We start from the raw sequence: 13,980 nt of genomic DNA on the forward strand, positions 1-13,980 counted from the left end.
GGGTAAGCCGAACGTGGCGACATGTCTCCCGCTGAGGGCAATCACTTGACCACGCGCCGCAAAGCGGTACATTTTACCGCATGCGCCGCATCACAGTATTGTTCCTCGCGCTTCTGGCCCTCCCGCTGCTTTCTCCCGCACATACCGGCGTCGCGCACGCCGCCGACCGCTGGGGCGTGACCGCTCCCCAGGCGCCCGTGCCCCCGGACGGCCAGGCCGTCCTGGGCGTGCGCGGCCTGCAGGAATCCAGGCTGCGGGGGGCGCAATGCGAGGTGACCGCCCCCGGCGGCCGCACGGCGCGCAAGCGCCCGGCGGGGCATCAGGAGTCGTTGCGCTATCCGGCCGATTTCGGGGCCGGGAGCCCCATGTCCCAGGGCCTGTACCGGGTGCGCTGGCGCACAGGCCGGGACTGCCGCCAGGCCCATTTCCTCGTCCTCGACGCGGCGAACCCCCTCAAGAACGCCAAAGAGCTGCAACGGCAGGCCAGCCAGGCCGGCCGCTGCCGCTGAGGCCGCACGGGCGCGCCACAATATCTTCAGGAGTGCACATGACCGACGCCGAACGCTACAAACGCATGTACCCCGTCAGCTGGGAGCAGCTCCAGCGGGACTGCCGGGCCCTCTCCTGGCGGCTGATGTCCCTGGGGCCGTGGAAGGGCATCTACGCCATCACCAAGGGGGGCCTGATCCCGGCGGCCATCATCGCCCGCGAGCTGGACATCCGGCTCATCGACACCATCTGCGTGGCCAGCTACGAGGGGCAGGTGCAGGGCGAGGGCGTGCGCGTGCTCAAGGGCGTGCAGGGCGACGGCGAGGGCTGGCTCCTGGTGGACGACCTTGTGGACACCGGCCGCACCGCCGTTGCCGTGCGCGAGATGCTGCCCAAGGCCCACTTCGCCACAGTGTACGCCAAGCCCGAAGGCCGCCCGCTGGTTGACACGTTCATCACCGAGGTCAGCCAGGATACCTGGATCCTCTTCCCCTGGGACTCGCAACCCCAATTCGTGCAGCCCATCGCCCAATGCGCGGCGCCCATGGGCTGAGGCCGCCGGGATGTATCAGGGAAGGTTCTTGACGCGGGATCGTATTTGATTGATTCATAAATAACGTAAACCTGGGAACAAGCCGTCAGTCCGTTCGAGCCGCGCCGCCCTGGTTGGTACGCATTTTTCCAAGGGAGAGCGCATGAGCGACGCACACGATCCCGCCCGGACTGACATGCCCGCCTACGACTTCGTGGTGGCCAGGCAACCCATCTTCAACCGCAAGCTCGAGACCTTCGGATACGAGGTCCTCTTCAGGACCTGCGACGGCGACAGCTGCGCCCTGATCACCGATTACGACGAAGCCACCAACAGGATCATCGCCGACGGCTTCGCCCTGGCCTCCAAAGGGGTGAAGCAGGGCCTGAAGCTCACGGTCAACGTGGGGATGGACAACATCATCTCGCGCCACGTGCTGGCCTTGCCGCCGGGCAAGGTAATCCTGGAGGTGCCCTGCGCGGCCGAAGCGTCCCCCGAATTCATCGCCGCCTGCAAGGACCTGCACGGCGCGGGCTACGTCTTCCTGCTGGACAACTTCACGCCCGAGGCCGCCGAGGGCAAGGCGGAGCTCCTGCGCCTGGCGAGCTTCATCAAGGTGCCCGTGGGCGAAAACCCGGGCCAGCAGGCGGCGCGCATCCGGGCGGGGCTGCAGGGCTGGAAGGGTAAGCTGGTCGCCTCCCGGCTGGAAACCTGGAAGGCGTTCGAGAGCTGCAAGTTCCTGGGGTTCGACTTCTTCCAGGGCTTCTTCTTCGCCCGCCCGCAGGAGCTCACCGGCAAGCGCCTCTCCACGCACAAGCTCACGCGGCTCAGGCTGCTCAAGGAACTGGCTGACGACACAGCCGACCTGGACGCCATCGTGCGCAACATCTCCACCGACGTGGCCCTGAGCGTGCGCCTGCTGCACTTCGTGAACACCGCGGCCTTCGCCATGACCCACCGGGTGGACACCCTCCACCGCGCGGCCTCCCTCGTGGGGACCAACACCCTGAGAAAGTGGGCTCTGGCGGCCGTTCTCTCTGATATCGACCCCTCCGACCGGGGGCGCGAGCTGTGCTACCGCACCCTGCACCTGGCCAACTTCCTGTCCCTGCTGGGCGGGCGCGTGCCGGGGGGGGGCCACAGCCCGGACAAGCTCTTCCTGCTCGGGCTATTGAGCAACGTGGACGCCTTCCTGGGCGAATCCATGCGCGACATCGTCGACGACATGCCCCTGAGCGAGGACCTCAAGCGGGCCCTGCTACGCGACGCGAGCGAGCCCCTGTCGCGCTTCACGGCCCTGGGCGACAGCGTGAGCCATGACGCCTGGGACTCGGCCCGGGCGCATCTCACCGGGCTGAACATCCCCCTTCCGGCGGCCGCGGACCTGTACATGCAGGCCGGGGAGGCCACCGGACAAGTGTATCAGCAGATGGCGTGACAGAACTGGGCCTCGTACTGTGAAAACGTCGTAACTCAGCTTAGTGCTTGAAGTTCTGCATCGCATGAGACAGGGTGAAGCCATGCGGACGACGACGGGCGACGGAGCATCCCTGCCTGAGACGCGAGACGCGTCATCCCCGGGAGCCGTTCAGGCGGGCCGGGCGCTCCGGTATGCTGTCCTCCTGCTTCTGATGTGCCTCCTGCCGACCTGCCTGTTCGCCGCGCAGGAGGCCAAACCGCAGGCCCGCATCGGCGTGCTGGCCAACCGCGGCAAGGATGCCTGCCTGGAGCAGTGGTCGCCTCTGGTGCGGAGCCTCTCCCGCGCCCTGCCAAGCGTGGCCTTCACGCTGGTCCCGCTGGACTTCGAAGAGGTGGACCGGGCCGCGGCCGAGGCCACGGTGGACTACATCCTTGCGAACCCCGCCATCTACGTGAACCTGGAGGTCCGTTACAGGGCCATGCGCATCGCCACGCTGGTCAACCAGATGGGCGACCGGGTCACGGCGTCGTTCGGCGGGGTGATCTTCACGCAAGCCGGACGGGACGACATCAACACCCTGCAGGACATCCGGGGCAAGAGCTTCGCGGCCACCTCCGAGGGCTCCATGGGGGGCTGGCTGGTGGGCCTCTCCACGCTGAGCGCCCAGGGCGTGGATCCTCGCAAGGTCTGCCCGCAGCTGAGCTTCCCTGGAACCCACGACGCGGTGGTGCGGATGGTGCTCTCCGGCGGAGCGGACGTGGGCACCGTGCGCACCGACACCCTGGAGCGCATGGCGCAGAAAGGCCAGCTGCGCCTTGAGGACGTGAAGATACTCCTTCCGCCCGGCTTTCAGCCAAACCCGGCCTTCCCCTTCCTGTACTCCACGGAGCTGGTGCCGGAATGGCCCTTCTCCAGGCTGGCCCACACGCCGGAGGGGCAGGCAAAGGCGGTGGCCGCCGTGCTGCTGACGATGCCGCCCGGGACGTGCACGGACAACAGCGTGCAGTGGACCGTGCCCCTGGATTACGAGTCCATCCACCGCATCATGCGCGAGTTGCGGGTGTCGCCCTACGAGGACCACGGGCGCATATCCCTCAGGGATTTCACCAGCCAGCACGGCCTGCTGGTGGCCGTGGTCGGCTCGTTGCTGCTGGCCCTGATCCTGGCGGCCCTGTATCTGGGGATGCTCAACTCCAGGCTGCAGGAGGCCATGGCCAATCTGCGCGAGGCCGAGGCGGAGCTGACGATCCGCGCGGACACGGACATGCTCACCGGCCTGTACAACCGCAGGCGCTTCTCGGAGATCGTCAATTCTGAGATTACCCGGGCCTTGCGCTACGAGCGGCCCCTGAGCCTGATCCTCATGGACATGGACCACTTCAAGCTGGTCAACGACACCTGGGGCCACCCCGTGGGCGACGAGGTGCTGCGCGAAGTGTCGGGGCGGGTGCGACGCTCGGCGCGCTCCAACGATTTCGTGGCCAGGCTGGGCGGGGAGGAGTTCGCGGTGCTGCTGCCCGAAACCACCCTGGAGGACGCCGTGGCCCTGGCGGAGCGCATCCGGCAGGCCGTCTCGTGCAGGCCCGCGCACATGGTGGGCGCCCAGGCGGTCAGTTGCACCCTGAGTCTGGGAGTCGCCGAGGTCTGCCCCTCGATCCAGGATTTCTCCTCGCTCTACAAGGCCGTGGACGAGGCGCTGTACCGGGCCAAGAAACAGGGCCGCAACAGGACGGCCGTGTCCTCCTACTGCGTGCGCAACCCGGCCTGACCGGCGTCCGCTCCAGAGCGGTCAGTTCATCTCCACTTCGCCCAGGAGCAGGTTGTTCTGCGGCGTCACGGCCCTTTCCAGGCGGACGTTTTTGCGGAAGGCCCAGGTGAGGGGCTCGTAATGCAGGGTGATGCAGGCGGCGTCGTCGTAGGCCAGGCGCTCGGCCCCGCGCAGTATCCGCCCTCTCTCAAGCGGGTCGCATTCCCTGGCGGCGGCCTCCACCATCTCGTCCAGGTCGGGGTTGCAGTACCCCGAGTTGGCGGAACCCACGTCCCCCTCCGGCTTGCGGCACATGAGCAGGAACTGGAAGCTGTTGGCCGAATCCTCCGTGTCGGGCCGCCAGCCGAGCATCTGCAGCCCGGCCCGGCGCTCCTGGAAGGCGGGCCAGTATTGGGCGAGGGGGATGGTTTCCAGGTCCACGCTCACGCCGATGCGGGCCAGCATAACGACCACGGCCTCCGCCACCAGCACGTCGTTGGTGTAACGGTTGCTGGGGGCGATCATTTTCACGCGCATGCCCCCCTCCAGACCTGCCTCGCGCATGAGCCTCCGGGCTTTTTCCGGGTCGTAGCGCGGAACGAGGTCGGGGTTGAAGCCGGACATGCCCCTGGCCGAGAGCTGGTGGGCGGGCACGGTGAGCTTGTTCATCACCTTGTCGGTTATGCCCGCGTTGTTGATGGCCGCGATGAAGGCCTGGCGCACCCTGCGGTCCTCGAATTCGGGGTTGGCGGCGGGGTTGAAGCCGATGGTTATCACGCGGGAGGACGCCATATAGGTCAACCCGACTTCGGGCGTCTTGCGCAGGCGCTCAGTCTCCTGCGGGGAGACCGGCGAGACGCAGTCCTGCAGGCCGGAGACCAGGGCGGCGCACCGCGCGGCGGCGTCGGGCATGGCGGTGATCACGACCTTGTCCACGTTGCCCCTGCTCCTGGCGTCCCAGTATTCCGGGTAGCGCTCCAGGGTCAGCCGCCGGTCGGGGTCGAAGCCGGAGACCATGAAGGGGCCGGTGCCGCAGGCTTTGGCGTGGGCGAACACGGGGTCGCCCCGGTAGATGGCGTCCTTGGGCTGTCCCTTGGCGTCCGTGCCCTGATAGTATTTGGAATCCATGGGGAAGATGTAGCAGAGCAGGTTGGCGGCCAGGGGCTCCGGGCGGGAGAAGTGGAAGTCCACCATGTGCTCGCCCACCGCCTCCACGCGCTCCAGGTTGGAGAACAGCGCCTTCCAGGAAGGGGAGCCCTGGGCGCGGCGGATGGACCAGACCACGTCCTGCGCGGTCATGCGGTTGCCGGAGTGGAAGGTGACGGACTCGCGCAGGTACACCCGCAGGGTCTGCGGGTCCTGCAGCAGCCAGCGCTCCGCCAGCCTGGGTTCGAGCTTCATCTCGCCGTTCCAGCGCGCCAGGGGGTCGAAGACCCAGTGGGCGTAGGTGGTCAGGTTGCCCGTGAGGGCGCTCATGTAGTCCAGGGTGAAGGGGATGGAGTCGAGGGCGAGCTTGAGCGTCCTGGAGTGCGCGGGGGAAGGGTCGAGCAGGGCCAGCCACAGGGCGGCGGCCAGGAGCAGGGCGGCCGGGCCGCGCGGAGCAGCCCCGGAGCCGGGCGAACCGGAGCCGGGGCGGATCATCAGTGCACCACCACCGTCGAGAGGGCGTTCTTGGGCGACCCGGCGATGATCTTGCGGCTGATGGCCAGGTAGATCAGGGCCTTGCGCTTGGCGTCCCACATGCGGGTCACAGTGGTGTCTTTGAAGAGCACGGACGTGCCTTCCGAGAAGACCTTCCTGGTCTTGGGCAGCTTGTCGGGAATTGCCGCCGTGCCGGTCTGGCGGCAGTCTATCGAGAATTCGGAGGGGTCTTCGGCCACGCCCACCGCCCCGGAGATGCCGCCCGTGCGGGCCTGGCTCAGGTAGCAGGTCACGCCGGGGATGTCCGGGTCCTCGAAGGCGTAGACGCAGACCTTGTGGTTGGCGCCCAGGAGCTTCCATTCCGTGGTCACGCAGTCGATCTCTTCGGCAAGGGCGGGTACGGCCAGCAGCACGGCGCAAAGCAGTGGCAGGATGCGAAGGAACATGTCAACGGCTCCTATTGGGTTGTGTCGCGCCGGAGTGAACCGGGCTGGCAAGTCTGTACACAAGCGAGCCCCCGCGGGCAAGGGCGGGCTGGACCGGCGCGCGCCCGCATGAGCGCCGGGGCGAACCCGGCGGTAGAATTTCCCTTGCCGTAAGACGGGGTTGCCAATAGTTTGATACCGGCTTGGCTGCCTTCAATCCGTTCAATCCCAGGGAACCGCACCATGCCGGACGCACTCCCGAGCACGATCTTCAAAAGACGCTCCATCACCACGGCCCTCGTGGTGCCTTTCGTCGCCCTGACCGCTCTGGCTGTGGCCCTGGCCGGTTGGTTGGCCGTGGTGGCCGGGCACAGCTCCGCTGAGGAAGTGGCCAGGCAGCTCGACGAAGAGGTCTCTGCGCGCATCGTCTCCAGAGCCCGGGAATTCCTGGGCGCGCCCCCCCTGACCAACTGGATCGACGCCAACGCGCTGGAACTCGGCGGGCTGGACCTCGGCCGCGAGGAATCCTGGCAACCGTTCTTCGCCCGCCAGATGCGGGCCTTCCCCACCGCCATGTACAACTTCGTGGGCCTGCCGGACGGCGAGTTCTACGGCGCCAGGCGCGGCGAGCGCGGCGAGGTGCAGCTGGTGCATGCCGGGAAGTCCACCGGCGGCAACTCCACCTATTACGCCCTGACCCCGGATGACAGGGCCGGGGAGGTGGTGGCCGTCTTCAAGAACTTCGACCCGCGCACCCGGCCCTGGTACGCGGCGGCGGTGGAGGCGGGCAAACCGGTCTGGTCTCCGATCTACCGCCACTTCGTCATCAAGGACCTGGCGATCACCGCATCCCACCCGGTCTACGACGCATCCGGCGCACTGCGGGGCGTGTTCGCCGTGGACTATGTGCTCTCCCAGATCAGCGACTATCTGCGCCAGATGCGCATTGGGACCAACGGCTGGGCCTTCTTCATGGACGAGCGGGGCCTGCTGGTGGCCACATCCATGGATACCCCCCTCTATGGCGACCAGGAGAGCGGCTACAAGCGCATCCCCGCGGAGGAGTCCGGCGACAGGTCCGTCCGGGCCGCGGCCATCGCCCTGAAACGGCATGCCGCTTCCGGCGGGGCGACGGAACCCGCGCTGTTCGCCTTCGAGCTGGACGGCGAGACCGTGATGGCCAGGTCCGTGCGTTTCACGGACGCGCTCGGGCTCGATTGGCGGTTGGTGGTGGGGGTGCCGAAATCCGACTTTCTGGCCTCCATCCAGGAGAACACGCATCGCACGGTGCTGCTCTGCCTGCTCTCCATCCTGGCGGCCAGCTTCGCTGGACTGATTACGGCGCGTTGGATCGTGCGCCCCATCGAGCAGATCCGGGCCTCGGCCGTCTCGTTGGCCAAGGGCCGCTTCAAGGCCCGCATTCCAGAGGGACGCCAGGACGAGCTGGGGGACCTGGCCCGCGTCTTCAACGACATGGCCCGGCAACTGCGGGAGTCCTTCGAAGCCCTGGAGTCCCGCAACGCGATCATCACCGGCCAGAACAAGGATCTGGAGCGCAAGGTGGCCGAGCGTACGGCGGAGCTTTCCCTGGCCAACGAGCGCCTCATCAGGGCCATCTCCCGGGCCGAGAGCGCCAGCCAGGCCAAGACCGAGTTCCTGGCCAACATGAGCCACGAAATACGCACCCCCATGAACGCCGTGCTGGGCATGGCGGAACTGCTGCTGGCTTCGGACCTTTCGCCCGAGCAGCGCGAATACCTCGAAACGCTCAACGTGGCGGCCAGGGCGCTGCTGGGGCTGCTCAACGACATCCTGGACCTCTCCAAGATCGAGGCCCGCAAGGTGGAGCTACGCCCCGCGCCCATGCGGATGCGCGACCTCCTGGACACGGTGGTGCGCACCTTGCGCCCCCTGGCCGAATCCAAGGGCCTCGAGCTCGCCAGCTCGATCGGCGAAGGCGTGCCCGAGGCCGTGCAGGCCGATGAGACCAAGCTGCGCCAGATCCTGCTCAATCTCGTGGGCAACGCGGTGAAGTTCACGGAGCAAGGCACCGTGTCGGTTTGCGTGCGCCTCGCCGAGGCCTGTCTGCCGGGCGAGCCCCATGGGGATCATGGCAAGGTCGTGCTCAGTTTCTCCGTGCGCGATACCGGCGTTGGCCTGCTGCCGCAGGACCAGGCCCGGGTTTTCGACTCCTTCACGCAGGCGGGGGGGACGACCAGCCGCCAGGGAGGCACCGGCCTGGGGCTGACCATCGCCAGGCGCCTGGTGGAAGCCATGGGCGGATATCTGACCCTGCATAGCACCCCGGGGGAGGGCAGCGAGTTCTTCTTCACCCTGGTGCTGCCGACATGCCTCCCCGGAGAGTGCGTCTGGACCCCGCCGGAGGCAGCGTCCTCCCGGCCGTCACGCCCGCTCAGGGTGCTCATGGCGGAAGACGACCGCATCAACCGCCTGGTGATCGTGAAGCTGCTGGAGATGGCCGGGCACTCGGTGCGCACGGCGGTCAACGGGCTCGAGGCCCTGGAACTGCTGGGGAAGGAGGCCTTCGACGTGGTCCTCCTGGATATGCGTATGCCCGAGATGGGCGGGCTGGAGGCGGCCCGGCGCATACGGGCGGGCGGGGGAAACTGGGACCCTGGGCTGCCCCTGGTGGCGCTCACAGGCAACGCCATGCCCGAGGAGCGTGAGGAAGCCCTACGTGAGGGCATGAACCAGTATCTGGTCAAGCCGGTGAGCCGGGTGGATCTTGAGCGGGCTATGGCCCGCGCCGTCAGCGAGGCCAGGTCCGCCGGGACGTGATCCCGTCGGCTGGGCTTGCGCCCCGGCAGTTCGTTGAAACACGCCGATTCTTGCAGCCTGCTCAAAAAACTCGCTGGCAAGGCGCAAGAAAAAGTCAAGGCCGAAGCGTAGTTGGCTACGTGAGGGTTTGACTTTTTTGCAGCAACGCAGCCAGCGAGGATGTTTCAGCAGGCTGCTAGCAGCCGCTGGAGGTGTTGCACCCCATGAAGTCGTGGCCGGGCAGCTCGAATGCCCGTCCTATCAGGCGCGCGGCCTCCCACCCGGGCATGGGCCTGGCGAAGAGGAAACCCTGGGCGCTGCCGCATTCCAGCTCGATCATGCTCTCCAACTGCTCCACGGTCTCCACGCCCTCGGCCACCACGCCCAGGCCCAGGTTGCGCGCCAGGGCGATGATGGTGCGCACGATCTCCATGTTCTCCCGCCTGTCCCCGCCGCCGCTGATGAAGGAACGGTCGATCTTGAGCCCGTCGATGGGGAAACGCTGCAGGTAGCTCAGCGAGGAATACCCGGTACCGAAGTCGTCCACCAGCAGTCTGACGCCCAGGCTCTTGAGTCTGGCCAGCTTGTCCACCGCGCCCCGGGCGTCCTCCATGAGCACGCTCTCGGTGATCTCCAGGCGCAGCCGCGAGGGCGGCAAGGCGAAGGCCTCCAGCACGCGGCGCACCACCTCCACCAGATCCGGCTGGCGGAACTGCTTGCTGGAGATGTTCACCGTGATGAAAATGCTGTCCGCCCCGGTGACGCTCTCGCGCCACTGCGCCATCTGGCGCATGGCCTGGGTGAGCACCCACTCGCCCAGGGGCAGGATGAGCCCCGTCTCCTCGGCCAGGGGGATGAACCGGTCGGGGGGGATCATGCCGCGCGAGGGGTGGTTCCAGCGCACCAGTGCCTCGAAGCCCTGCAGGCTCCCGTCCACGGTGGAGACGATAGGCTGGAAGTGCAGGGCCAGGTCGTCGTTTTTCAGACTGTGGCGCAACTCGTTCTCCATGTGCAGCTGCTCCATGGCCTGCTCGCGCATCTTGCGGGTGAAGGCGAGCCTGTCCTTGCCGGACTCCTTGGAGCGGTACATGGCGATGTCGGAGTCGCGCAGGATCTCCTCGGTGGTGTCGTACTCCTTGGTCTTGAGCACGATGCCGATGCTGGCCCCGCAGTACACCTCGTTGCCGGAGATGGTGAAGGGGCGGTCCAGCACCTCGCGGATGCGGTCCGCAACCTCGATGACCTCGCGGGAGTTTCTGAACTCCTCCAGAAGCACGGCGAACTCGTCGCCGCCCAGCCGCGCCACGGTGTCCACCGAGCGCAGGCAGCTCTCCATCCTGCGGGCGATGCCCTTGAGCAGCACGTCCCCGGCCAGGTGGCCCAGGCTGTCGTTGATGCGCTTGAAGCGGTCAAGATCCAGGAGCAGCACGGCGAAGTTGTAGTCCGGGCGGCGCTTGCCGCGCTCCATGGCCCGGCCCAGGCGTTCGATGAACAGGGAGCGGTTGGGCAGGCCGGTGAGGGAGTCGTGGAAGGCCTGGTGGGTCAGCTGCTCCTCGAAGCTTTTGCGCTCGGTGATGTCCTCGTAGATGTAGTAGATGCCCTCGATGGCGCCATCCAGCATGATGGGATAGCCCAGCACCGAAACCGGGATGAGCACTCCGCTCTTGGTCTTGCGCAGGGTCTCCTTGCAGACGGTCTTGCCGGAGACCACGGTGCGGTGGAAACCCTCGGCTTCGCTTGTCAGTTCGTCGGGCACGATGAGGTGGCGGTTGTATTCGCCTCGGACATCGGGTTTGGTGTGCCCGAAGAGCGCGGTGAAGGCCGGATTGATGTCCAGGATGCGCCCCTCGGGGCTTTTGAGCACGATGGCCTGGGGGGAGCTCTCGAAGAGCATCTTCAGGTGAACGCGCTCGCGCTGCAGCTCGGCCTCCGTGCGCTTGCGCGCACTGACGTCGCGCACCAGCGCCGTGACGAACACCTCGTCCATGGCCTCGAAGCGGTTGATGGATACCTCGGCCTCGAACTCGGAGCCGTCCTTGCGCCTGTGCACCCACTCGAAGCGCTGGGGCTCCCCGGCCAGGGCCTTGTCCAGCAGCGTGCGTGCCTTCTGGGCGGAGGGCGAACCGTCCGGCTGCAGCTCCGGGGAGAGGTCCGCCACGCAGAGCCCGCCGATCTCCTGCCGGGTGTAGCCGAACAGCTCCAGGGCCTTGATGTTGCTGCTGGAGACCAGGTCGTCCTTGAGGGTCAGGATGCCGTCCGTGGCCGAGCGCACCAGCGAGCGGTAGCGCTCACGGCTGGCGGTGAGCATGTCCTCGGCCTGCTTGCGGGCGGTGATGTCCGTGACGGTGCCTTCGTAGAAGGCGGGCCGTCCGTCTTCACCGGGCACCACGCGGGCGTTCTCGCTGATCCAGATGATCGAGCCGTCCTTGCGGTACACGCGGGATTCGAAGTCCTTGATTTCGCCGTCGCGGGTGATGCGCTCGACGAACTCCTCGCGCCTGCCCTCGTCCACGTAGAGCTGGCGGCGGATGTCGCTCAAGGAGGCCATGAGCTCCCCGGGGGATGCGTAGCCGTAGATGCGGGCCAGGGCCGGGTTGACCACCAGGTAGGAACCCTCGAGTGTGGTCTGGAAGATGCCCTCGGCCGCGTTCTCGAAAAAGGCCTGGAACTGGTTCTCGGCCCGCAGGAGGTTCTGCTGGGCCACCCGCAGGTGGGAGACGTCGGTGTAGGTGGCGAAGTAGCACTCCCGGCCGGGAGTTTCGCAGACGTTGAAGAAAGTTATCACCACGTCGATGAGGCGGCCGTCCTTGCGCCTGCGCGTGGTCTCCATGGTGGCAGGGCGGCCCGGCGCGACGGTGCGGTCCAGGGCGGCCAGCTCGCTGCTCCGGTCCTCCGGGATGACCAGCCCGCGCAGCGACCTGCCTTCGATCTCCCCCTTGGAAAAGCCGAAAAGCCGTTCGAAGGCCGCGTTCACGAGGATCGCCGTGTCGCTTGCGTCCATCAGGCAGGCCGCGATGGGAACGTGGGCGAAGAAGGCCTTGAAGTGGGTCAGGCTGGCTGTTGGGTCGCTGTCTGGCTGATGCATCGTCGTTCCCGGGTGTCTGCGTGACGCGATTGTAACGCGATGCCACCCAAAAGCAAAGATTAACATTTCTGTGAAAGATAGCCGGATGGCCGAGGGTGCCAACGGGCGTTGGCACCTTCAGGCCGCCCGTTGGCAGCCTCCGTCGACCATATTCAGAAAAATATGAATGATTAAAGTATATTATGTTTTGAACCCTGTTGGTACGGCGGTTGCTATTACGAATGGCCCGGCTACGGCGCAATGCGCACGGATGGTTGGCCCTGACATCAGGGCCCCCGGGTAAGGCATAAACCGCAAGTGGAGGTTCGTTGATGAACGTGCTTGTTGCTCACGACGGCTCAGCCCTGGCCGACAAGGCCCTGGAAGCCGGAGCGGACCTGGCGGCCGCCAGCGGCGGTGTGCTCACCATCGTCACCGTGGTGCCCGATCTCTGCCTTTCCACCGAGGAACTCTCCGAGCAGGAGTGCGACGTTGTGGCGGGCAGCCTGGCGGCAGAGGCCAGGGGACGGATGGCGAAGGTTTCCAATGCGTTGGACACCAGCTCCGTCAAGGCCGGGGTCGTCATCAAGTACGGCCGGCCTGCGGAGTGCATCGTGGAGGCAGCGGCTGAGGCCGGAGCCGGGCTGATCGTAGTCGGGAGCCAGGGGAAGCACGGGGCGGCGAAGCTGCTCTTGGGCTCCGTCTCCTCGCGCGTGGCGGAACTGGCGGCCTGCAATGTGTTGATCGTAAAGTAGGGAGTCGAACGAAATGGAAGAGAGAGGTTTTCTGGGGAAATTGGCGGCCATAGTGCCCGGCCTGGCCATGATGGTCCTGACGCTGTATCTGCTCAAGCAGGTTGTGGAACCCTGGCTGGCCGGGGTGGCAGTGTTCGGGCAGAAGGGCTACATAACCAAGTCCATCGGGCTCAACTACGTGCTCATGTCCATCCTGGTGGGCATGGCCTACCGCAACCTGCTGTTCAGGGGCCGCATCCCCGACTGGGCGGCCGAGGGCTTCCGCACCACCCGCCTGTTCATCAAAACGGGCGTCATCATGCTGGGCTCGCTCTACACCATCCAGAGCCTGGCCAAGGTCGGCGGCTTGGCCATCGCGCTCATCGTGGCCTTCGTGTTCGGCACCATCTTCTTCGTGATGTGGATGGGCAAGAAGCTCGGCATGGACCGCTCCATGGTGGGCGTCATGGGCGCGGCCTGCGGCGTGTGCGGCGTCTCCGCCGCCATCGCCACCAGCCCCGGCGTCAAGGCCAAGCCCGCCGAGGTGGCCCTGGCCATCGCCACCATCCTGGGCTTCGGCATCATGTCCATGTTCATCACGCCGCCCATCGGGCGCGCCCTGGGCCTCTCGGACTACCAGTTCGGCGCCTGGGTCGGCACCGGCATCCTGAACTCCGGCCAGGTGCTGGCCACCTGCCTGTCCTTCAACCCGGCCATCGCTCCGGGCACCGCCGTGGCCTACGGCGAAATCTGGAACGTGGTGCGCGTCATCTCCATCCCCTTCGTGGTCTTCTTCATCACGCTCTGGTACTGGCGCGGCGAAGCCAAGGAAGAGCACATGAGCCTGTGGGGCATCCTGAAGTCCAAATTCCCCATCTTCGTGCTGGGCTTCTTCGGCATGACGGCCCTTTCCTCCTTCGACATGCTCGGCAAGGAAGGCTCCGAGACGCTGCACATGCTGCGCGACTGGATGGCCTGGATCTTCGGCATCGGCATGGTGGGCCTGGGCGCCTACATCGACTTCGGCGAGATCAAGAAGGCGGGCGGCGCCCCCCTCAAGATCGGCGTGGCCGCCGGCACCCTCAAGCTGGTGCTCTCGCTTGTCATCATCTTGCTGTTCATCGGCAAGGAAGCCTCGTTCTAAGAAGGA

10 protein-coding genes are annotated in these 13,980 nt (G+C 66.6%); 7 read left to right on the forward strand and 3 right to left on the reverse strand.

The window, feature by feature from the left end:
* Positions 1–80: 80 nt before the first annotated feature.
* From MLE18_RS05535 to MLE18_RS05550, 4 genes are all read left to right on the forward strand, one after another.
* Positions 81–509 carry a hypothetical protein gene (locus MLE18_RS05535; RefSeq protein ID WP_243368090.1) on the forward strand — a complete coding sequence of 143 codons (429 nt, stop codon included), beginning with the start codon at positions 81–83 and terminating at the stop codon, positions 507–509.
* A 38-nt stretch (positions 510–547) separates the two neighbouring features.
* On the forward strand, positions 548–1,042 hold the full coding sequence (gene gpt, locus MLE18_RS05540; RefSeq protein ID WP_243310405.1) for a xanthine phosphoribosyltransferase: 495 nt from the start codon (positions 548–550) through the stop codon (positions 1,040–1,042).
* Between the two features lie 142 nt (positions 1,043–1,184).
* The gene (locus tag MLE18_RS05545) at positions 1,185–2,459 is read left to right on the forward strand and encodes an EAL and HDOD domain-containing protein (protein WP_243368092.1); all 1,275 of its coding nucleotides are present in this window, start codon (positions 1,185–1,187) and stop codon (positions 2,457–2,459) included.
* Between the two features lie 193 nt (positions 2,460–2,652).
* A complete protein-coding gene (locus MLE18_RS05550) occupies positions 2,653–4,209 on the forward strand; it encodes a diguanylate cyclase (RefSeq protein ID WP_243368095.1) in 1,557 nt (518 codons plus the stop codon).
* A gap of 21 nt (positions 4,210–4,230) precedes the next feature.
* On the opposite strand, the gene MLE18_RS05555 is transcribed toward MLE18_RS05550, so the two are convergent.
* The gene (locus tag MLE18_RS05555) at positions 4,231–5,829 is read right to left on the reverse strand and encodes an ABC transporter substrate-binding protein (protein WP_243368097.1); all 1,599 of its coding nucleotides are present in this window, start codon (positions 5,827–5,829) and stop codon (positions 4,231–4,233) included.
* Entirely contained in the window at positions 5,829–6,275 is a 447-nt protein-coding gene (locus tag MLE18_RS05560; protein ID WP_243368098.1) for a CreA family protein, read from the reverse strand. Before MLE18_RS05560 ends, MLE18_RS05555 begins: the two co-directional genes overlap by 1 nt.
* Positions 6,276–6,497: 222 nt before the next feature.
* Here MLE18_RS05560 and MLE18_RS05565 point away from each other — a divergent pair, with 222 nt between their 5' ends.
* Complete coding sequence (locus tag MLE18_RS05565; RefSeq protein ID WP_243368101.1) at positions 6,498–9,053, forward strand: hybrid sensor histidine kinase/response regulator; 2,556 nt, start codon at positions 6,498–6,500, stop codon at positions 9,051–9,053.
* A 175-nt stretch (positions 9,054–9,228) separates the two neighbouring features.
* On the opposite strand, the gene MLE18_RS05570 is transcribed toward MLE18_RS05565, so the two are convergent.
* Positions 9,229–12,117, reverse strand: a complete 2,889-nt coding sequence (locus MLE18_RS05570) for a bifunctional diguanylate cyclase/phosphodiesterase (protein ID WP_243368103.1) — start codon at positions 12,115–12,117, stop codon at positions 9,229–9,231.
* Positions 12,118–12,428: 311 nt separating this feature from the next.
* Between MLE18_RS05570 and MLE18_RS05575 the strand changes: the two genes are divergently transcribed.
* Both MLE18_RS05575 and MLE18_RS05580 read left to right on the forward strand, forming a co-directional pair.
* Positions 12,429–12,851, forward strand: a complete 423-nt coding sequence (locus tag MLE18_RS05575; RefSeq protein ID WP_243368105.1) for a universal stress protein — start codon at positions 12,429–12,431, stop codon at positions 12,849–12,851.
* A 13-nt stretch (positions 12,852–12,864) separates the two neighbouring features.
* Positions 12,865–13,974, forward strand: coding sequence for a YeiH family protein (locus tag MLE18_RS05580; RefSeq protein ID WP_243368108.1), 1,110 nt, complete (start codon positions 12,865–12,867; stop codon positions 13,972–13,974).
* Positions 13,975–13,980: the final 6 nt, after the last annotated feature.

The sequence above is a fragment of the Fundidesulfovibrio soli genome (assembly GCF_022808695.1).
GTDB classification, from domain to species: Bacteria; Desulfobacterota; Desulfovibrionia; order Desulfovibrionales; family Desulfovibrionaceae; genus Fundidesulfovibrio; species Fundidesulfovibrio soli.